At 55.3% G+C, this 20,753-nt stretch carries 20 protein-coding genes and 1 pseudogene; 14 read left to right on the top strand and 7 right to left on the bottom strand.

Annotation, left to right across the window (positions count from 1 at the left end; genetic code table 11):
* Nucleotides 1-59: 59 nt before the first annotated feature.
* Genes DHN60_RS18510 through DHN60_RS18485 form a run of 6 tightly spaced genes read right to left on the bottom strand, consistent with a single transcriptional unit; the run spans nucleotide 60 to nucleotide 5,847 of the window.
* Entirely contained in the window at nucleotides 60-1,367 is a 1,308-nt protein-coding gene (locus DHN60_RS18510) for a TRAP transporter large permease (protein WP_108838806.1), read from the bottom strand.
* On the bottom strand, nucleotides 1,367-1,873 hold the full coding sequence (locus DHN60_RS18505; RefSeq protein WP_108838805.1) for a TRAP transporter small permease: 507 nt from the start codon (nucleotides 1,871-1,873) through the stop codon (nucleotides 1,367-1,369). The genes DHN60_RS18510 and DHN60_RS18505 overlap by 1 nt, the downstream gene beginning before the upstream one ends.
* A 55-nt stretch (nucleotides 1,874-1,928) precedes the next feature.
* Nucleotides 1,929-2,942 carry a TRAP transporter substrate-binding protein DctP gene (dctP, locus tag DHN60_RS18500; protein ID WP_108838865.1) on the bottom strand — a complete coding sequence of 338 codons (1,014 nt, stop codon included), beginning with the start codon at nucleotides 2,940-2,942 and terminating at the stop codon, nucleotides 1,929-1,931.
* A 30-nt stretch (nucleotides 2,943-2,972) separates the two neighbouring features.
* Entirely contained in the window at nucleotides 2,973-3,650 is a 678-nt protein-coding gene (gene leuD / locus DHN60_RS18495) for a 3-isopropylmalate dehydratase small subunit (RefSeq protein ID WP_108838804.1), read from the bottom strand.
* Nucleotides 3,650-5,056, bottom strand: coding sequence for a 3-isopropylmalate dehydratase large subunit (gene leuC, locus DHN60_RS18490; RefSeq protein ID WP_108838803.1), 1,407 nt, complete (start codon nucleotides 5,054-5,056; stop codon nucleotides 3,650-3,652). Before leuC ends, leuD begins: the two co-directional genes overlap by 1 nt.
* On the bottom strand, nucleotides 5,053-5,847 hold the full coding sequence (locus DHN60_RS18485; protein ID WP_199913700.1) for a GntR family transcriptional regulator: 795 nt from the start codon (nucleotides 5,845-5,847) through the stop codon (nucleotides 5,053-5,055). The genes leuC and DHN60_RS18485 overlap by 4 nt, the downstream gene beginning before the upstream one ends.
* A gap of 170 nt (nucleotides 5,848-6,017) precedes the next feature.
* On the opposite strand from DHN60_RS18485, the gene DHN60_RS18480 reads away from it, so the two are divergent.
* From DHN60_RS18480 to DHN60_RS18450, 7 genes are all read left to right on the top strand, one after another.
* Nucleotides 6,018-6,584: a tautomerase family protein gene (locus tag DHN60_RS18480; RefSeq protein WP_108838801.1), complete on the top strand. Its 567-nt coding sequence runs from the start codon at nucleotides 6,018-6,020 to the stop codon at nucleotides 6,582-6,584.
* On the top strand, nucleotides 6,581-8,275 hold the full coding sequence (locus DHN60_RS18475) for a hydantoinase B/oxoprolinase family protein (RefSeq protein WP_108838800.1): 1,695 nt from the start codon (nucleotides 6,581-6,583) through the stop codon (nucleotides 8,273-8,275). The genes DHN60_RS18480 and DHN60_RS18475 overlap by 4 nt, the downstream gene beginning before the upstream one ends.
* Nucleotides 8,272-10,335 carry a hydantoinase/oxoprolinase family protein gene (locus tag DHN60_RS18470; protein WP_108838799.1) on the top strand — a complete coding sequence of 688 codons (2,064 nt, stop codon included), beginning with the start codon at nucleotides 8,272-8,274 and terminating at the stop codon, nucleotides 10,333-10,335. Before DHN60_RS18475 ends, DHN60_RS18470 begins: the two co-directional genes overlap by 4 nt.
* Complete coding sequence (locus tag DHN60_RS18465; protein WP_108838798.1) at nucleotides 10,332-10,952, top strand: cysteine hydrolase family protein; 621 nt, start codon at nucleotides 10,332-10,334, stop codon at nucleotides 10,950-10,952. The genes DHN60_RS18470 and DHN60_RS18465 overlap by 4 nt, the downstream gene beginning before the upstream one ends.
* Nucleotides 10,949-11,812 carry an oxaloacetate decarboxylase gene (locus tag DHN60_RS18460; protein ID WP_108838797.1) on the top strand — a complete coding sequence of 288 codons (864 nt, stop codon included), beginning with the start codon at nucleotides 10,949-10,951 and terminating at the stop codon, nucleotides 11,810-11,812. The genes DHN60_RS18465 and DHN60_RS18460 overlap by 4 nt, the downstream gene beginning before the upstream one ends.
* Nucleotides 11,796-13,178, top strand: a complete 1,383-nt coding sequence (locus DHN60_RS18455; protein ID WP_108838796.1) for an FAD-binding protein — start codon at nucleotides 11,796-11,798, stop codon at nucleotides 13,176-13,178. Before DHN60_RS18460 ends, DHN60_RS18455 begins: the two co-directional genes overlap by 17 nt.
* 182 nt (nucleotides 13,179-13,360) lie before the next feature.
* Entirely contained in the window at nucleotides 13,361-14,068 is a 708-nt protein-coding gene (locus tag DHN60_RS18450) for an IS6 family transposase (RefSeq protein ID WP_108838795.1), read from the top strand.
* A gap of 105 nt (nucleotides 14,069-14,173) precedes the next feature.
* Here the strand turns inward: DHN60_RS18450 and DHN60_RS18445 are convergent, their stop codons facing one another.
* Nucleotides 14,174-14,893: a GntR family transcriptional regulator gene (locus DHN60_RS18445; RefSeq protein WP_108838794.1), complete on the bottom strand. Its 720-nt coding sequence runs from the start codon at nucleotides 14,891-14,893 to the stop codon at nucleotides 14,174-14,176.
* Nucleotides 14,894-15,123: 230 nt separating this feature from the next.
* On the opposite strand from DHN60_RS18445, the gene DHN60_RS18440 reads away from it, so the two are divergent.
* From DHN60_RS18440 to DHN60_RS18410, 7 genes and pseudogenes are all read left to right on the top strand, one after another.
* Nucleotides 15,124-16,311 (top strand): ABC transporter substrate-binding protein, encoded by a 1,188-nt coding sequence (locus DHN60_RS18440; protein ID WP_108838793.1) that lies wholly within the window; start codon nucleotides 15,124-15,126, stop codon nucleotides 16,309-16,311.
* 92 nt (nucleotides 16,312-16,403) lie between these two features.
* Nucleotides 16,404-17,273 carry a branched-chain amino acid ABC transporter permease gene (locus DHN60_RS18435; protein WP_108838792.1) on the top strand — a complete coding sequence of 290 codons (870 nt, stop codon included), beginning with the start codon at nucleotides 16,404-16,406 and terminating at the stop codon, nucleotides 17,271-17,273.
* 7 nt (nucleotides 17,274-17,280) lie between these two features.
* Nucleotides 17,281-18,258: a branched-chain amino acid ABC transporter permease gene (locus DHN60_RS18430; RefSeq protein ID WP_108838864.1), complete on the top strand. Its 978-nt coding sequence runs from the start codon at nucleotides 17,281-17,283 to the stop codon at nucleotides 18,256-18,258.
* Nucleotides 18,255-19,037: an ABC transporter ATP-binding protein gene (locus DHN60_RS18425; protein ID WP_108838791.1), complete on the top strand. Its 783-nt coding sequence runs from the start codon at nucleotides 18,255-18,257 to the stop codon at nucleotides 19,035-19,037. The genes DHN60_RS18430 and DHN60_RS18425 overlap by 4 nt, the downstream gene beginning before the upstream one ends.
* Before the next feature lie 3 nt (nucleotides 19,038-19,040).
* A complete protein-coding gene (locus tag DHN60_RS18420) occupies nucleotides 19,041-19,763 on the top strand; it encodes an ABC transporter ATP-binding protein (protein ID WP_108838790.1) in 723 nt (240 codons plus the stop codon).
* Nucleotides 19,764-19,769: 6 nt separating this feature from the next.
* Complete coding sequence (locus DHN60_RS18415; RefSeq protein ID WP_108838789.1) at nucleotides 19,770-20,447, top strand: aspartate/glutamate racemase family protein; 678 nt, start codon at nucleotides 19,770-19,772, stop codon at nucleotides 20,445-20,447.
* Between the two features lie 114 nt (nucleotides 20,448-20,561).
* Nucleotides 20,562-20,753: pseudogene (locus DHN60_RS18410) on the top strand (IS481 family transposase); the annotation flags it as partial.

Genomic DNA, 20,753 nt, shown 5'->3' with positions numbered 1-20,753 from the left:
ATTGGTCTGACAGCACCGCTACTTCAGCTTATTGATCTGATCATGCTTCTACTTCTGGGTTACAGGGACGGAAGCCAAAGTGCGAGTTGTGGCATCGCGATCAAAAGCGCAACTAACACCAGCGAGCATCCGATAAATGGAAAGGCGGACGTGTAGATCTGCTTCATTGTTGTGCCTTGTGGGGCCACACCTTTCATTACGAATAGCAGCAAGCCAAAGGGCGGTGTCGTAAAGCTGATCTCAAGGGCCAACAACATGATGAGGCCAAACCAAATTGGGTCGAAGCCCAAGGTCTGCGCCAATGGGAAAAAGATCGGCACGGTGAGCAACATCATTGAGATTTGCTCCATGAACATACCGAGGAGCAGCAGCACGGCGAACATAACCAGAAGCATAGCCAGCGGGGCGAGATCAAAAGAGGTCGCCCAGTTTACCAATCCCCTTGAAGCCCCAGAGAAGGCCAGAAGCTGGCTAAACGTCGCTGATCCGAAGACGATCAAATAGGCCATCAGGGTCACCCGCAGGGCTCCGGTAATGGACTTGCGCATCGCCTCGATTGTCAGACATCGGAAGACGGCGGCAAGGATTAGCACGCCAAGAGCGCCGAAAGCCGCAGCCTCGGACGGGGTCACAAAGCCTTGGATCATCAGCACAATGATGACGACCATAACGCCAACCATTGGGACAACTTCGGTGAAGAGCGTTTTCAGTTTCTGACCCAATGTCATTGGCTCGACGTCATAGGCCGGGGCTGCTGTAGGGTCGATTTTGGTCTGAACCCAGATTGTTGCGATGTAGAAGCTGGCAAGGATTAGACCGGGGATGACACCTGCGATCAACAAAGCGGCCACATCAATCTGCGCGAGCGTGGCCAACAGCACGGCCAAGGCAGAGGGCGGTATGATGATCGCCAAACCACCGGTTCCAAGGATCGGGCCAATGCTCATATGGGGTTTGTAGCCGCGCCGCCCCATCTCTGGGACCATCAGGGTGCCAAGCAATGCCGTCGATCCCATGGAGGAACCTGAAAGAGTGGAAAATGCGGTTCCGCCCAAGACGGTGACATAGCTTAGGCGGCCCGGCAGCCGCCCAAGCAGTTTGTCGATGGCGTTAAACATCCGCCCGCCAAGCCCGGTGTGAAAGAAAATCTCGCCCATCAAGAGAAACAGCGGAATAGGTACCAACGCATATTTCGTCAGGGAGCCGAGGCCGTTGTTGAGAAGCTGTCCGACGCCTCGTTCTCCGCCCATGAAGATATAAGCGCCCAAGATGTTTGCAGCGAGGAAGGCCAAGGCGACCGGCATGCCCAAAGCCATCAAAAAGATGATCGAACCGACCAGTAGGGCAAGCGCTTCAAACCATTCCATTATTCGTGGATTCCTGCTTCGCCAGAGTGCATCAGCTCGCTGCCAAAAATGAACCGCGAGAATTCGATTGCCATCAAGCCAAAGCTAATTGGGAAGGCGATCGTCAACATCCAGCGAGGGTAATAATATGCGCGGGTATCGTAGTCGCCGCGTTCGATGTTTTTGAGGAACAACTCGACGCCTTTCCACGCAAGGATCAAGCAGACCAAGACGCAGGCGATTGCCACAATGCGGCTGACAATGCGGCGTGCTCCGTCAGGCAGCGCGGCGGTGACCAATTCGATGTGGACATGACCCTTCTCGCGCACCAGCCAAGGCGCACCGAGCATGGTCATATAAAGAAGTCCGTATTCCGCCGAGGTGAAGAGCCATGCAAAGGGCTGTAATCCTGCGTTTCGCATCAGCACCGAGGTTATGACGGAGATCATCAACCACACCAGTGTCGCGCCTGCGATTATTGCGAGAAGGTTGACAAGAACCGCGAGGGCTTTGGAGATCATCGGCATCTGATTATCGCTTAATGAAAAGTCGGGCTGGCAATCACGACCAGCCCGTCACATTTCATTTGGCTGCGTTGAGATCGTAGAAGAGCTCTAGCAGGCGATCGTAGTTGTCTGTGCCGCCCGGTTGCTCGGACATCACGGATTTCATACGTTCCCATGTTTTTTCACGGGCAGCGGCGAGGTATTTCGCCTTGGCGTCGCCTTCGAGGGATACAACTTTCATGCCAGCCGCATCCAACGCTTCAAAGTCTTCGTCGCGCTTGGCGCGCAATGCGGCGACGCTGTCTTTCTCGTGTTGAATGGCCACGTCTTGAACGATCTTACGGGCCTCGTCAGACAGTGAATCCCATTTCTCGTTGTTCACGATCACACCAAGGTCAGTTGAGAAGAAACAAGGCTCGATCCGGTAGTTCAGGAATTCGTTCCATTTCAGATCGATCAGACCAATTTGTGTCCAGCCCGTTGCATCCACCACACCGCGTTGCAGCGCTGAATAAACCTCGCCGGTTGGTAGGTCGATGACTTGCGCGTTCAGGTAGTTGGTGAAGAAGGCGTTATAGACGTTGTTGCCGCGCAGTTTGAGGCCGTCGACCTCAAGGTTGCCCTCAGCATCAAATGTCGGCTCGTTCCGCGTCCAAAGGTTGTAACATACGCCACTGTCGAACCAGCCGAGATATTTCAATCCCATCTTCTCTTGGTGGATTTGGTCGATCAGCTCAATGCCACCGTTCATACGGGTCTCTACAGCCGTCAAGTTTGACGCAACCATCGCGTCTTTTTCTGGAAGTGCACCCCCATAGAACGAGCCAGGCGTGTAAACCATGTCAACGATACCATCGCGTACGGCATCTGGCTGCTGGAACATGCCGATAGCTTCTGGTCCGCCGCGCACGTCAATCTGTACAATACCCTCACCAGCCTCGTTTACTTTGTCGACAAACGACAAAAAGCTTTTTGTGTAGATCAAGCTTTCAGGAAATGCGTGGACCGCCGAGATCGTCTCTTCGGAGTGCGCGACGTTTGCTACCAATGTCGAGCTGGCGAGAATCCCGCCCAATATAGTCATCTTCATTTGATGTTCTCCCATTTGATGTAAGCGAAATTAGACCTTTCGCCCTTTTTGTATGACACCTCCCAGATGTCGGTTTGTGCAGCAGATGCTGCGTGTTTCAATCAGGTACCGAGGGGCTGCCCACGGCGCTGCTTGAGCGTAAATATCTCCAAATTTCGCGATCTCCGGGGCATGTTGTTGCGTTAGATCGATGTCGTCCCATCCGTTGATGAGTTTCGTGCGCCATGTGTCGTCAAGCGCGAAGTCTACAACCTTGTTGTCAAACGTGGCACGCCCGGCTTTTAGATCAATCCGGACAGGACATGTTGATTGACCAACCAGAGCCAGCAACGCCGTATACGTCTCGTCGTCAATGCGCGCAGGTAACAGGCTGTTATTAATAGCATTGCTTGCGAAAATGTCGCCGAAACTTGGCGAGAACACGGCGCGGAACCCAGCATCGACAAGCGCATAAACCGCCGCCTCCCGCGATGAACCACCGCCAAAATTTGCACCAGCTATGAGAACACTTGCTTGCGGTGTGTTGTTTAAGTTGAAATCAGAGCGCAACGCTCCGGTGTCGTCTCTGCGAACGTCGTGCAAAAGGTAGTCGGCATACCCTTCCGAGCGCGGCACCGACATGAAACGGGCTGGGATCAATTGATCCGTATCCACATTTGCAAGCGGCAATGCCGCTGCCAGCCCATCATGTCTGTGCCACCCCGCCATCAGATGTATCGCTCTTGCAGCATCGGGCGCACGTCACAAATCCGGCCGGTGACCGCAGCCGCCGCCACCATCACAGGTGACATTAAATGGGTGCGAGACCCGCGTCCCTGACGGCCTTTGAAATTGCGGTTGGTCGAGGAGGCACAACGCTTGCCACTGCCCACAAGATCTCCGTTCATTCCGACGCACATAGAGCAACCGGACGCAGCCCATTCAAGCCCAGCATCGGTGAAGACTTTGTCTAGACCCTCTTGTTCAGCCTGCGTTTTGATCATTTGTGACCCTGGTGATACCAGTCCCGGCACTTTGGCGCGGCGGCCCGCCATCACTGCGGCGGCGGCGCGCAAATCTTCAATCCGGCCGTTGGTACAAGACCCGATGAAAACCTGATCAACCGGTGTCCCTGCAAGGCTTTGTCCAGCAGTTAACCCCATATAAGCGAGCGCCTCAGACGCCGTCTCAGCCATTTGTTTGCCCATCTCTGCAGGGTTAGGAAGGGTGGCATCTATGGGCAAGGCCTGCTCGGGGCTGGTTCCCCATGTGACAGTGGGCGCGATTTCTGCGGCATCTAGGTGGACATCAATCTCAAACGCGGCGTCTTGGTCGGATGTCAGTGCGTCCCACGCTTTCACAGCGGCTGCCCAATCATCGCCTTTTGGCGCATAAGCGCGATCTTTGACATAGGCCTTGGTGACCTCGTCCGGAGCGATCATCCCGAAACGCGCGCCGCCCTCGATGGACAGATTGCACAGTGTCATACGGCCCTCCATCGACAAGGCGCTAATTGCGCTGCCGGCGTATTCCACCGCATGACCCTGCGCGCTACCTGCTCCCAGCTGGGCAATCCAATTGAGCGCGATGTCCTTCGCAGTGACACCTGCTCCGAGGTCTCCGTCGACCGTAATCCGCATCGCTTTAGGCTTTTTCTGCCAGATTGTTTGCGTGGCCAATATATGCGCCACTTCGGTTGCGCCGATGCCAAACGCCAAAGCCCCGAACGCACCATGGGTCGAGGTGTGGCTGTCGCCGCAGTTGATCAAAAGCCCGGGCAAGGTCAGGCCCTGTTCTGGTCCGACAACATGCACAATACCCTGTGCCGGGTCATGCAGGTCGAATAAACGAAGCTTATGCTCTCCGGCATTTCGGCGTAGTGTGTCAATCATCCTTGCGATCTGCGGATCCGCAATGTGCGCCCGATCCCGTGTTGGCGCGTAGTGATCGACGACGGCAAAGGTTTTGTCTGGGTGCGAAACGGATGCCCCGCGCGCGGTGATGTTGGCAAATGCGTGGTGAGAGCCCTCATGCACGAGATGTCGGTCTACCCACAAAAGAGACACACCGTCTTTGCGCTTGAGAATTTCGTGCGCTGACCAGAGCTTATCAAGAAGGGTTTGCGGTTTGCTCATGAGCGGGATTGCTCTTGCAGGTCTTGATCGGTCTGCCCGATGGCGGGTTCCCAGTGGCGCCCAACACCATCCCCAACGCGGGCAAGTGGCATCTCTAAGCTGAACATATCAGGGCGATATAGCCCGGACAGGTATTCAACGCCGTTACCATCCACATCGCGCACCACACGCTTTAGAGACAGTAGAGCGGACCCCTCGGCGATGCTCAAAGCTTCAGCCACTTCCGGTCCGGCGAGGCTGGCTGACACTGATTGGTGCGCGGCGTCGATTTGCACCCCGCTGCGTTCCAAAAGCTTGAAGAGCGGCGTCGTTGCCAGGTCATTTTCCGAATAGTTCTGCGCGATGCGCGTCGGCACATAGGTCGTGAGGTGTGAGAACGGAACCCCGTCGGCCAATCGCACACGGGTCGCTATTTGCGCTTTGTCTGAAGGGTCCAGCCCCATCGCATGTGCCACGTAGTCCGGCGGTAGGCTGTAGGAGAACGACAAGAGCCGTGCCGTCGTCGATTGTCCCATCTCAACCAGTTGCGGCATCAACGTGTTGAAGTTCATTGCCGCACGTTTTTCGGCCAAAGACTTGCTGCGCACTGTCGTTCCACTGCCAACACGCTTCTCGATAAGACCAGCTTCATTCAACGCGTCCAAGGCCCGGCGCACGGTGACGCGTGATACAGAGTAGGTCTCAGCCAACCTTTGTTCCCCGGGCAAAGTTTCTCCATCGCACAACCTTCCGTCTGAGATCTGATCGTGCAGAGACAGGTACACGCGGCGTGCTTTTGCGCCCTCTGGCAAAGTGGTTGAACCGGTGACTTCCAACGCTGAATGTCCTTCCCAAACGTCACCTGAACGGTGCCGCTGATATAAAGAAAACCAACCGGCCGTCGTTTTGCAAGGAAAAAGTTGACTTAACGAAAATACACAAGTTGTATTATGAAGCAGACAAATGCGTTTGGGAGGGTCACATGCCGATTGTTGAGATGCACGTCTTGGAGGGCTATGATGAAGACGCAAAGCGGCGCTTGGGCGAGGCGCTCACAGATGCCGTGCGCCTTGTTGTTCCTGCCACACCAGAATTGGTGACGGTGATGATCCATGACATGCCGTCCGAGAATTACTACCGTGGCCGAACAACACGCACATCCGCACCCGCCAAGCCTGATCCGGCGGTTTTGGTGCGGTCTTTCCTTTCAGCGATGGAGGCGCGAGACATCGATCTTGCGCAAGGCTTCCTTGCCAACGGGTTTGTTATGAAATTCCCGGGCACGGGGCCTATGCATCAGTTGCAGCAGCTGATCGACTGGGCGGCGCCCCGATATAAATTTGTCACCAAAACCTATGATGGCTTCGACACCATGCAAAGTGCGGGTTGTGCGGCCATCGTCTATTGTCACGGCACGCTTTCGGGCGAATGGCCAAATGGAACCACTTTTGATGGCATCAGGTTCATTGATCGTTTTGAAGTCGTGGGTCAAACACTCACCAAACAAGATGTCTGGAATGACATCGCTGAAACAAGGGCCAACGCATGACGGATATTGATCCGATAACCTTGTCCGTTCTCGCTGGGCGGATGGAGCAAATTGCTGATGAGATGGACGCGACACTGTTTCGCGCGGCCTTCAATCCAATCATCGCAGAAGCGCATGACGCGAGCCATGGGCTCTATCACGCAACATCCGGCGACACGCTGGTTCAGGGCAAATCTGGTCTGCCGATTTTTGTGGGCGTTATGTCTTTTGCCGTTCAAGCCGTCATTGGGAAGGCGGCGAAGGATGGCGATCTGGCCGATGGGGATATCTACATTTTCAACGACGCGCATATCGGGGGAACGCATCTTAGCGACATGAGGTTGGTTCGACCCTATTACCGCGATGGAAAACTGTTTTGCTACCTGGCTTCGGTCGGGCACTGGCACGATGTGGGCGGCGCGGTGCCGGGCAACTACAACCCCGCCGCTACAGATGTTTTTCAAGAGGCGTTTGTGCTGCCCCCCGTCAAACTGGCGCGGGCCGGTGAAATCAATCAGGACATCATTGATATTCTGCTGCGGAACACGCGTCTGCCGCAATCGGCGATGGGCGATCTGAATGGCCAGCTTGGAGCGCTAGATCTGGGGATCAAACGGATGGACGAATTGCTGGATGAATACGGAGGCCAGACCGTCGCATCTGCGCTTGATGCGCTTGGTCACAGAGCCGAGGCGTTGATGCGATCAGAGTTGCAAGACCTGCCAGATGGTCGGTGGGAGGCCGAGGATTTTCTCGACAATGACGGGATCGTGGATGAACCGCTGTCGATCAAAGTCGCCTTGGAGATCAAAGACGATCAGATGACGCTCGATTTCACCGGCTCGGCCCCGCAATGTGCAGGCCCCGTGAATATCGCGTTGCCGACAACGGTTGCGACGGCTTATGTGGCAGTCAAACACATTTTCCCGACCTTGCCCGCGAACGCAGGCGTCATGCGCCCGATTGACGTAATTGTGCCCGAAGGTTCGTTGCTCTCGGCGGAATTTCCGGCGCCAACTGGCGGGTATACCGAAACGATTTTACGCATGATTGATGTGGTGTTTTCGGCCTTTGCCAAAGCAGCGCCGACCCGTGTTGTGGCCAATGCTTACGGCACGATCAACGCGCTTTCTATCGCAGGCAAACGTGCGAACGGTCAGCCTTGGGTGATGTTTAGTTTCTATGGTGGCGGGCATGGTGGATCGGTCGAGAGTGACGGCCTGAACCACGGCAATGCGCCGATTTCTACGGCGACAATCCCACCAATGGAGATACTTGAGGCGGCCTATCCTGTGATGTTCCGCACTTGGGGGTTGCGGCCTGACAGTGGTGGGCATGGCGCACATCGGGGCGGTGTCGGTGCAATCTATGAGATTGAGGTTTTGGAGGAAAACGGCGCGGAAGCTTTCCTGTTCGGGGAACGGGGGCGGTTCGCCCCGAAAGGCATCGCGGAGGGGGGGGATGGTGCTATGAACGTCTTTTCCTATGAACAATACGCGGGTTGGGAAAACCCGCCGCTCGTTTCAAAGATGCGCGGGATAAAGCTACGACAAGGCCAGGCGGTGCGCTTGGAAACACCCGGCGGTGGCGGGTATGGCCCGGTTGGAGCCCGCGCAGCTGCTGACATTGCGCGGGACGTCGCGCGGGGATTGGTGAGTTCAGAGGCTGCGGATCAAACCTACGGCACTGCATGGCGCGAGGTGGCATTATGAGCAAACGTATGATCGGTGTTGATGTGGGCGGCACATTCACGGATGTTTTTGTTTTGAACGAAACGGACGGCACGGCGACAGTGGCCAAGGTGCCGACGACGCGGCCAGATCAGTCGGGTGGTTTTCTCGACGGGATCGGCCGCGAGGTGGACGATTTTTCGGAAGTCTCGGTCGTTGTGCATGGCACGACGGCTGGCACAAACGCATTGTTAGAACGCAAGGGCGCGAAAACGGGGGTTATCTGCACCGAAGGCTTGCGCGATGTGCTTGAAATGCGGCGGCGTGATAGGCCTCGGACTTGGGGTCTGCGCGGAGATTTTGATCCCGTTGTCGACCGGCGCAATCGACTTGAGGTGCCAGAGCGTACATTGGCAGACGGCTCCATCCGCACGCAGGTTGACCTGGATGCCGTGCGTGCTGCGGCCAAACGGTTGCAAGACGATGGTTGCGAGGCGGTGGCCATCTTGTTTGCCAACGCCTATGCCAATCCTGCGAACGAAGCGGCAGCCGTTTCTGTGGTGCGGGAAGTTTGGCCAAACGCGCACGTCTCGGCAAGCCACGAAATCTTGCCCGAAATTCGCGAGTTTGAGCGGTTTTCGACGACCGCCTTGAATGCCTATTTGCAGCCGGAAATATCAGGGTATCTGGGCCGGTTGGAATCGGCGCTGCGCGACGGTGGGTTTGACGGCGAATTTATGATCGTCCAGTCCAATGGTGGCGTGATGGCGGTTGACACGGCTTGCCAGCTGCCAGTGCGCACCGCTTTGTCTGGACCAGCGGCGGGCGTGATTGCGGCTGGATACATTGCCGGGTCGGCAGGATTTGACAACGTCATCACAGGGGACATGGGCGGGACAAGCTTTGACGTCTCTCTGATCCATGATGGCCAATCAATTCTGTCGCCCCAAACCTCGATCGATTTCGGCATGGTTGTTCGCACGCCGATGATCGAGATCACAACAATTGGCGCGGGTGGAGGCTCTATTGCGTGGGTCGACAAGGGCGGTTTGCTGAACATTGGGCCGGAAAGTGCGGGCTCAAACCCCGGCCCGGTCGCCTATGGGCTTGGTAATGACCGCCCGACTGTGACTGACGCCAATGTCGTGTTGGGCCGCATTGATCCGGACAATCCTATCGGGGGCAAGCTGGAACGCCTTGATGTCGAAGCGGCATCGAAAGCAATTGATAAACACGTCGGAAAACTCTTGGAACTGACGACATTGGAGGCTGCAGAGGCAATTTTGACGGTTGCAAACAGCCGCATGGCAGGGGCGATCCGACTTGTCGGGATCGAGCGCGGGTTTGATCCGAAACGGTTTGCCTTCATGCCCTTTGGGGGCGGGGGGGCGCTGCATGCCGGAGCCATGCTCGCGGAAACAGGCATTTCTCGCGCGATTGTGCCACGCTACCCTGGCGTTACCTCGGCTATGGGCTGCGTGATTGCGGATATGCGGCAGGACTTTGTGCAGACCATTAATACGCTAGTCGGCACGTTGGACGAGGGTGCGCTTGCAGAGTTTATGCAGTCGCATGTCGATCAGGGTATGGCCTTGCTTGAAACCTCGCGAACGAAGTTCGACAGTCGTGTTTTGAGCTTTGAGTTGGACATGGCCTATATCGGCCAAACCCATACGGTCTCGGTTCCTATTGATGTCACGGTAACAGGCGGCACCGTCACGTCACCTACAAAAGCGCAGATCGAACGGGCGTTTGATACGGCCTATCAGGCAACCTTTGGGCGGCTGTTAAACGGCGGCGTGCGACGCATTCTGAACCTGCGCAGCGCCGTGACCGGCAAACGCCCCAAGTTCGACTTGGCGACCTTGGCTCCGACGTCGCGAGGCGATGTTACACCCACTTCGACGCGACCCGTCCATTTCGGCAACCAGTGGCACGACACGGCCATCTATGACCGGCTGTCCTTACCTGTCGGCGCCGTAATCAAAGGCCCTGCAATTCTAACGCAACCCGATACCACAGTGCTGATCGAACCTGATTTGCAAGGTCGCATAGACGCATTTGGCAACACTATCATTGAACCTCAGAAGGCCACGTCATGAGCGATCCAAAGACATGGGACCTATCCCGCACAGCGTTGTTGACCATTGATTTGCAAAACGACTTTATCCATCCCGAAGGGGCCTACGGACGCGCGGGCCGATCAGCGGCGTCGATTGCGGCTTTGCCCAGTCGCGTGGCCCCGCTTGTTGCAGCACTTCACGCGAAGGGGGGGCGATACTTCTCAGCTCAATTCACGTTGGTGCCGGACCGCGACGGGACGCCATTGATCGCACCGCACCTTAAAGAGCTTCGTCCGTTCCTTGGCAAAGGGGATTTCGCCCCGGGATCGTTCGGCCACACGGTTGTAGACACCCTGCATCCAGCAGATTTCGTGATCGAGAAGGTCGCCTATTCCGCCTTCTATCAAACACGGTTGGAATATATCATGCGCGCGGTTGGAATAGATCACCTTATCGTCGGTGGGATCGTTACCAACGGTGGTGTGGCTTCAACCCTGCGCGACGCACATCTGCGCAACATTGAGACTGTTATGCTGAGCGATGGGTGCGCGGCCTTCAAGCAAGATGTACATGATGCCACGCTTCTGTCTCTGGGAACGGTCACGCATCAGATGATCTGTGCCGATGCGCAAAAATGGCTGGAGGGTTCGACATGAGCCTGAAAGGGCGGCTTCAAAAGAACGAAATACTCGTGGCACCGGGGGTCTACGATGGCCTGACCGCAGCCCTGGCGACCGATGCAGGGTTTGAGGCTTTGTATCTTAGTGGCGCTGCAGTTGCCTATACCCGCCTTGGACGACCCGACATTGGGCTCAGCACTGCCAGTGAGATGGCGGACACCATGGCGCTGATCGCGGACCGAACGCCTTTGCCTGTAATCATTGATGCGGACACCGGTTTTGGCAACGCGTTGAATGCGCAACGGACCATGCGTGTTTATGAGCGTGCGGGTGCATCTGCGTTGCAATTAGAGGATCAAACTTATCCCAAACGCTGCGGCCACCTTGCCGACAAGTCTCTGATCTCCACCACAGAGATGGCCGGGAAGATCGCTGCTATGGCCGATGCCCGCGCCAGCGATGAGACGCTGATCGTCGCCCGCACGGATGCCATCGCCGTTGAAGGCTTCTCGGCCGCTTTGGATCGCGCTGAGGCTTATGTCGAAGCTGGAGCAGACATCCTTTTCGTCGAGGCGCCACAGACGCGCGAGCAGCTGGTAGCAATCGGCGCTCAATTCGCGGACCGCATTCCGCTCTTGGCCAATATGGTCGAAGGTGGCTCGACACCGATCACGGGAGCAGGCGATCTTGAACAGCGAGGCTTCTCAATCGTGATTTTCCCGGGTGGAATTGTTCGGGCTTTGGCGCGCACGGCGCGGGACTATTATCAAAGCCTGCATGCAAATGGCTCCAACAAACAATTTGCCGACCGCATGTTTGATTTTGGCGGATTGAACGATGTGATCGGTACGAAAGAGCAGCTCGAACTTGGGGTGCGATATGGCACAAAAGACTGAGGTTCTGCCCCCGCCAGACAGTTATGACATCACCTGCGAAACCCTGATTATCGGCGCGGGAGCCTGCGGCATGGTCGCGGCTTTGTCGGCTCATGAAGCAGGCCAGCAGGTTCTGTTAATCGAAGCCGATGCGGTGCCAAGCGGATCAACTGCGTTGTCGGCCGGATTGATCCCGGCAGCAGGCACCAATGTCCAATGTGCTGCGGGTATCGAGGATAGCGCGGGCTTATTCGCGCAGGACATTCAGGCCAAAGCAAAGGGTGAGAACGATCAAAGGTTGGTCGATCTGATGGCAGGCCATGCTGCCGAGGTTATTGATTGGCTGACTGACACACACGGCCTACCGTTTTCGGTTGTGTCCGATTTCGATTATCCGGGTCATTCGCGCCGCCGTATGCACGGGCTTCCCACACGCTCAGGCGCGGAACTCATCGACGCCTTACGCACGCGTTGTGAAGTGCTTGAGATATATATCATCTGCGAGAGGCGCGCGCAGGCGTTGTTTTATGACAACCGCGAAATCACTGGTGTTCGCGTCACACGCCCCGATGGTGGGGTCGAGACTATCGGTTGCGGGCGGCTCATCCTTGCGTGCAATGGCTTCGGCGGTAATCGCGATCTGGTGGCGCAACACATGCCAGAGATCGAAGATGCCCTTTGGTTTGGGCATGATGGCAATCGTGGAGAGGCCGTTCTTTGGGCCGAACTTATTGGGGCACAGACGGAGCATCTAGGCGCGTATCAAGGGCACGGAAATGTGGCCCATCCGCATGGGATTTTGATCACTTGGGCGGTCATCACTGAGGGCGGATTTCAAGTTAACCGAGATGGGCACCGTTTTTGGAATGAAGCCCAGGGATATTCCGAAGCCGCCCGCGCAGTGCTAGCCCAGCCCGGTGGCGAAGCCTTCGCAATATTTGATGACCGTATCGCCGCGATCGCGCGGCAATTCGAAGACTTTAAGCGCGCCGAGGCCGTAGGTGCCGTAAAAAAAAGTGAGAGTATTGAAGGTTTAGCAGATATTTTGGGCTTACCCGCGAGGGAGTTATGCGAAACGCTGTCGAGCCTTCCGCTTGGAGCGCTTGACGCGTTCGGTCGGAGCTTCAAAGAAACGCCGCTTGCCCAGCCCTTTTATGGCGTGCGGGTTACGGGCGCGCTGTTTCATACGCAAGGTGGATTGCGCGTGAACCAATTCGGGCAAGTTCTGAGAACTGACGGTTCGCTTTTTAACACGTTGTTCGCTGGTGGGGGTGCAGCCTGCGGTGTGTCTGGAAGCAGCGACAGTGGGTATTTGTCCGGCAACGGCCTTCTCAGCGCATTGGTATTAGGGCGGATTTCTGGTCAGACCACCCTAAGCCTTTCTTGAAACACAACGCGAAGGCGACGGTGGGGTACTGTCAGAGCAAATTAGCTTGAGACGGGCAGGGTGGTTTCGTAGCCTCGTTGGATGAACAAACCTGATCCATTTCGCTATTTCAAAACGAGCCGTGAGGCATTGTCAGAGCAAATCGGCTTGAGGCGGGCGGGGCGGTCACCTAGCGTTGTCGGATGACAAAACCCAACCCTTTTCGCTACTTCAAAACCAGCCCTGAGATCATCCGCCTGGCGGTAATGATGTACGTTCGATTTCCTCTGTCTCTTCGCAACGTTGAAGACCTGCTACATGAACGGGGCATTGAAATCAGCCACGAAACGGTTCGGTTCTGGTGGAATAGATTTGGCCCGATGTTCGCCGCCGAAATCCGCAGAAACAGGGTCAGCCGTATGCGATCCTATTCGAACTGGCAGTGGCACATGGACGAGGTATTCGTGAAGATCAACGGCGATACGCATTACCTGTGGCGTGCTGTGGACCACGAAGGCGAAGTGCTGGAAAGCTATGTTACTAAGCGTCGGGACCGCAAAGCTGCGTTGAAATTCCTCAGGAAATCAATGAAACGATACGGCAGCCCAGAAGTTATCGTTACGGACAAACTCCGATCCTACGGTGCTGCGATGAAGGACATTGGAAACGTAACGAAACAGGAAACGGGTCGCTGGTTGAACAATCGTGCTGAGAATTCTCACCTGCCGTTTCGACGACGAGAACGGGCGATGCTCCGCTTCAGGCAAATGCGATGTTTGCAGAAATTCGCCGCCGTTCATTCTTCGGTCCATAACCACTTCAATCAGGAGCGACATCTTTACTCACGAGACAATTTCAAACTGGGCCGAAGCGCTGCTCTCTCCGAGTGGCGTCAGCTTTGTTCCGGATAGGTTCACGTATTCCGAGGAAAACTGAGACTGGTTCGAATTCGTCTGACAGCACCCCCTGGGCGCATCAAACTGTTCTGCGCTACTGAAATTCGCAGTCAACCTTGATCAATCCGATCCAAGAATAGTTGCCAAGTCATCCGGGGCCTCCTGGCGCGCTTCCATATCGAGACCGCTTTGAATGTGGTTGAGATGAGATATGAGTAACTGCTCGGCGAGTTCCGGGTTATGGGACTGGATCGCCTTCAGGATGTTGCTGTGTTCATCATCTGGGCAACTGGCGTTTTCTGATGATCCGAAGAGGCCGACTATGAGTGACGTCCGCGTGACCAATTCGCGCATCATACGGAAAATGAATTTGTTTCCGGACGCTTGGGCGATTTTTGTGTGAAACTCACCTGAAAGTCGAATAATTTCAGTACGTTCTTTTTTCTCGCGGGCCGCATCCTCGAGAGCAATGTGGTTTATGAGGAGTTCCAGATTACAATCATCCGAGTTCTGAGCTAGTTGCCGTACGAGTGGTGGCTCAATCAACATCCGGGCCGCGAATACATCGTTCGCCTCGGACTTGTCGGGGCAGGCGACATAAGCACCTCGATTTGACTGAAGCTCAATGATGCCCTGACTTGAGAGCAGAAGCAGTGCGCGCCGAACGCGCATGCGACCGACACCGAATGTCTCACACAGGCGCGCCTCACTCAGTTTGGTATTCGGGGCCAAACGTTGTTCCATGACGGCCTTGTAGATACGTTCAACAATGGTGTTTTCATCTGATCCCGACTTTGGGTCCGATGTAGCTATTCTGCTTTGCTGCGGGTTGGACGACACAAGATGACTTTCAAGATTGACGGATTTTCCGACTTGGGTTGGACGTAAACACTTAAACTTCAATCAGTGTACGGCCAAGCTTTAGAATTTGTCGACCAAAATGTAAAAAACGTTGACAAGGATTGTTAACAATCGTGAACTGATGATGCGGCATGCATGGGGATTCCATCTAACTGCCGGCCAAGAATGGCGCGAAACGCGTCGAAATCTGAATCAACGGGAGTTAAGAAATGCAACGAAGATCACTAGTGAAAGCGGCTTTAACGGCGGCAACACTGACAGCGTTTGGCGCAACTGCTGCCTTCGCTGAGAACCCAGTTTTGAAAATTGGGTTTGTTGGCGTGACCAGCGGCCCTGCTGCGGCGTGGGGAATTTCCAATCAACGGTCGATGGAAGCGCGTGCGGCTTGGATTAATGAGACCGGAGGTTACACCATCGGCGGCACGACCTATGACATTGAAATTGTGTCATTTGATGACCAGAAGGACCCCAAGCGTGCGATCGCGGGCATGGAAAAAATGGCTCAAGAGGGAATTCACTACGTCGTCGGACCAAACGTTGACGATGGGGCGGCAGCCGTGCGTCCGGTGGCCGAAGCCAACGACATCATGTACTTCCCATATGCTTTTCCGAAAGAACTGTATTCAGCACCTGCGTCAAACGCTGTGCTGGGTATGATCGCCAACTACCAGTCAGGTCCCGCGATCTATAAGCACCTGATGGACAACGAAGGTGTCAAAACGGTTGCTTTCATTGCCGCTAATGAGTCTGATCCGCTGAGCCAGCGCGACAGTGGCGTGGCCGCAGCAAAAGAACTGGGCCTCGAAGTCGTTTCTGACAACGTCACTTACCAAGTGGACACGACAGACTTCACCCCGGTGCTGACGCCAATCCTGCGCACGCGCCCTGACCTGCTCGTGTTGTCTGGTGTGTCCCCTGCCAACGCACCACAGCTGCTTCGCTCAGCGCGCGAGTTGGGTTTTGAAGGCATGATTTCGACCGAAACCGCTCAGGACGCGGGCGTTCTGGCTGAAGGTGCCGGTGATCTGGCCAATGGCTTTATCTCGGTTGGTGGTGCATCCACACCTGAGCTGGCGTCACCGATGATGAACGAATTCGTCGAGCGTTACACATCCATGTTCGGTGAATACAACGACGAGTCCAACACCAAGGTCTACGCGCTTGAGTATATCCTTGAAACACTCAAAGCCACGCCGGAAGCCATCGACGACGTGGCTGCCTTCCAAGCGTCAATGGACGGCTTTGAGGCACCAAACCCATACATGAATGGTGATGAAAAGCTGAAATATGTGGGCATGACCTCCTTTGGTCAAAAGCGTCAGATCGCGGTCCCGCTGGTGGTCAATGTCTATCAAGACGGTGCATTCGAAACGATGTTCATCGCACGCGTCGACTAAATCACCGCGCACGACACACTGCTTCCGGCATGTTCCGGAAGCAGTTTCCGCTCGGCGTTTAAGTCGAGGTTTATCATAGAAAGAAGATGCTCATGGAACAGGTAATGGCCAATGGGGTCTATCTGGGCTCTCAGTATGCGATGATCGCACTCGGATTGACCCTGATTTTCGCCCTTATGAATGTGCTCAACTTTGCCCACGGGCAGATGTATGTCATCGGCGGGTTCGTCACATATACATTTTATGGACAATGGGGTGTGCCGTTTGTGCTGGCGCTGTTCATGTCCTGCATTACTCTGGCCATTGTCGGCGCGCTCATTGAACGATACTTGTTCGCCCCGGTTATCAAAGGCTCTGCGCGGGAAGAAAGCACGATGCTTCTTGCAGCGGGTATCGCATTCCTGCTGGATGCTCTGATCCTGTTGATTTTTGGCGAAAAGCAGCGGGGTGTTCCCAAAATCGTCGATGGGGTTTTCAACTGGGATTTCCGTCTGATCATGCCCTATGACCGCATATTGATCTGTGTTCTCGCAATCCTCTCTATCGTCGCCTTTATCGCCTTGATGCAATATTCCAAGACAGGCCGAGCGCTGCGTGCGCTGGCACAAGACCGCACAGCCGCACAGCTGATGGGCGTCAACGTTGACCGCTATTCGATGATCGGTTTCGCGCTTGGCGCAATGCTTGCTGGTCTTGTGGGCGGCTTGCTGGTCACGATCACGGGCGTCAACCTTGGCATGGGCGGTCCGACATCGATCAAGGCGTTTATGATGGTAATGATCGGCGGTGCAGGCGTCATCTCAGGCGCGATATGGGGCGGCTTTATCCTTGGCTTCATGGAAGCCTTCGGCCTGGCCTACCTGTCGCAATATGGCGACATCACCTATCTCCTGATCTTTGTATCGCTGATGATTTTCCTCGCTATCCGGCCTCAGGGTCTAATGGGCAAACCGTGGGGGTGATGGCGTGTTGAACTTTTCAAAAACCCAAATCTTCGGCGTTGCCGCCTTTCTGGCCGTTGTCTTTGTGGGCGTGCCCCTATTCATCGCAGCCACAGGCCGATCGGACTTCTACTTCACACTTACTTCTGTGGCGCTTCTGGCCATTGCAAGTGCGGGGGTCTGGCTGACGTTCTATATCGGCCGGATCAATATTGGACAGGGCGCCTTTGCGCTGGTCGGTGCTTATGTCTCTGCGATCCTTGTGGTCAAGGCTGGTTGGTCTTTTTGGATATCACTGCCGGCGGCGGGATTGTTCGCTGCATTGATTGCAGTTTTGATTGGACTGCCAATCCTGCGCCTGCGCGGGGTCTATTTTGCAATGATCACGCTGGTGTTAACCCAAGTGGCGACGTTGACTGCGCTGGCCTTGCCCATCACGAACGGCGCCAAGGGAATCACCAATATTCCTCTGCCCGGCGCAATCTCGATCTTTGGCATCCCCCTGGTTCCTGATTTCTCCACTTTGGAAAACTCGAGGATGGCGTTCTATTTCACGGCAACCATCTTGATGGTCATCACTTATGCGGCGCTCTACCGATTGGTGAACTCGCGTCTGGGGCATTTGTGCCGTTCCATGCAGCAGAACGAAGAGCTGGCCAGCTCGATCGGAGTGAACATTACCTACATCCGGATCCTGATCTTTGCGATCTCTAGCTTTTTCGGTGGCCTTGGTGGAGCGATGTTCGGGTCGATTTCGCAGTCGGTCTACCCTGCGACCTTCGTGGTAAAGGACTCAGTTGACTTCATGCTGAACTGTTTCCTCGGAGGCTTGGGCTATGTCTTTGGTCCCATGCTCGGCACGCTGGTTCTCTACTTCGGGTGGGACCTTCTGTTCGAGTTCGGAAAATATCAAATGTTGATTTATGCGACGCTCCTGATCCTTATCATCCGCTTTTTGCCAAACGGCCTGCTTAGTGTTCGGTTCGGCAAGGGAGGTGGCAAATGACTGCGCTCATTCAGGTCAAGGACGTCACCAAGAAATACGGTGGATTGATCGCCAATAATGCGATCAGCTTCGACGTGGCGGAGAACGAGATCCTGTCAGTGATTGGCCCAAACGGCGCGGGCAAATCCACGCTGTTCAAAATGATTGCATCATTCACGCCGACTACATCTGGCGAAGTGACTTATCAGGGCGAGCGAATTTCGAACCTCAAGCCGCATATCGTGGCGCGCAAAGGCGTCGTGCGCACGTTTCAGGAAACCACGATTTTCAAAAGCATGACAGTGCGTGAAAGCGTCGTGGTGGCGCAGCACCTGCGCGCCAAGGCCTCGCTGGCGGGATATTTTTGGGGGTCAAAGACGGCCAAGGACGATGTGACCGCCTTTGAAAAATATGCGGACGAGTTGCTGGATTTTCTGGGCATGTCCGAGATCAGCAATGAACAAGCCAGCAATTTGCCGCAGGGCAGCCTGCGCGCGCTTGGCATTGCGATCGGCCTTGCGACGGACCCAAAGGTGCTGCTGCTAGACGAACCATTTGCGGGGATGAACCATGATGAAACCATGAATATGGTCAATCTGGTGCGCTCTGTGCGGGATGAACGCGGCGTGACGGTCATGCTGGTGGAGCACGATATGCCTGCCGTCATGAATATCTCGGATCGGATTGTGGTCCTGAACTTTGGCGAAAAAATCGCCGAGGGCACGCCGTCTGAAATCCAGAACAATGAAAAAGTCATCGAGGCCTATCTTGGCAGCGTCGACGATGAGATCGGGATGTAAATCATGACAGCCATGTTGGATTTCAAAGACGTCGAACTCTACTACGATCATGTTTACGCGCTGAAAGGTGTGTCCTTGCACGTGAACCAAGGTGAAACCGTTGCCCTGATCGGGGCTAATGGGGCGGGCAAGTCATCAATCTTGCGCTCCATCACTGGGTTGGCAAAGCCTGTGAAGGGCTCTGTGACATTCCAAGGCGAGCGCGTGGACGGCGCCGATCCTTCGGACATCGTCAAACGCGGCATCGCCATGGTGCCCGAAGGTCGCCGCGTGTTCCCGTTCATGTCGGTCAAAGACAACCTGATGATGGGGGCCTTCACCCGAAGCGACAAAGCAGACATTCAGCTTACCCTCGATAGCATCCTGACCCGCTTTCCTCGCCTGAAAGAACGCTACTCTCAGGCGGCAGGGACGCTATCTGGCGGTGAACAACAAATGATGGTGATCGGCCGCGCGTTGATGGCAAAGCCCAAACTGTTGCTGCTGGATGAGCCAAGTCTTGGGATAGCCCCCAAGCTGGTGCAGGACATTGCCCGTTCAATTGTTGCGATCAACCGCGACGAAGGTGTGTCTGTTCTGCTGGTGGAACAGAACTCCCGCATGGCGCTGAGTATTTCGCACCGTGCCTACGCCATGGCCACCGGAAACGTTGTCATCGAAGGTAACTCCAAGGAATTGCTGCACGATGACCGGATCAAGGCCGCCTATCTTGGCGGCGAGGTGTGAGCTGATATGAAAATCCTAGTTGTTAACCCGAACACAACCAGCTCCATGACGGATAAAATTGCGATTGCTGCAAGGGCCGTTGCCCGCCAGGATACCAAGATCATCGCCACCAACTCGCAAGATGGACCGGCCAGCATTCAGGGTTTTCTGGATGTCGCGACCTGCATTCCCGGCCTGCTGGCCGAAGTTGCGCGGCATCCCGATGTGGATGCGATTGTGATCGCCTGTTTCGATGACACCGGCGTTGATGCGGTGCGGACGTTGGTCAAAGTACCCGTTTTAGGCATCGGCGAGGCTGGCTATCACGCAGCCAGCATGATCGCCAACAAGTTCAGCGTCATCACAACGCTCTCACGCTCTGTACCTGGTCTGGAAAACAACCTAATGCGCTATGGATTGGCCCAGAAATGCGCAAGCGTTCGGGCAACCGACATTCCCGTCCTGAAACTGGAAGAGGGCGATCCGGCAACATTGTTCAAAATCAGGTCTGAAATTCGCGACTCAATCGCTCAAGACAATACAGAAGCAATCGTTCTGGGATGTGCGGGGATGGCGGCCCTTATGGCGGAGCTCAGCGAGGAATTTGGGCTACCAGTAATCGATGGTGTTGCAGCTGGTGTTACCTTTGCAGAAGCGCTCGTGAACAACCAGTTGAGCACGTCAAAAATTGGAGCCTATGCCTAACGGGGAGTTGTCAAGATGAAGGAAACAAAATGTGGAAACTTGTAGTAGCGACATTAGGTGTTTGATCCCGCGGTTTGATGGTGCGATCCTTTCTCAGGCTTGGAAGGAAGCATTATGGGACAAGTTCGTCACGGGAGCGCCACGACAACGCACGCCGTCAGAGCTGCAATACAGCGATCGCAAGCTTCGCTCGCGCAGCTAAGCAAGGAGTTGGGTATCAACCCCAAGACCGTTGCAAAGTGGCGCAAGCGGGCGACGGTGGAGGACTTGAAGACCGGGCCAAAAGAGCCGCGCTCAACCGTTCTC

The sequence above is a fragment of the Tateyamaria sp. Alg231-49 genome, from assembly GCF_900143535.1.
Taxonomy (GTDB): domain Bacteria; phylum Pseudomonadota; class Alphaproteobacteria; order Rhodobacterales; family Rhodobacteraceae; genus Tateyamaria.
This window is presented reverse-complemented; position numbering and strand designations above follow the sequence as displayed.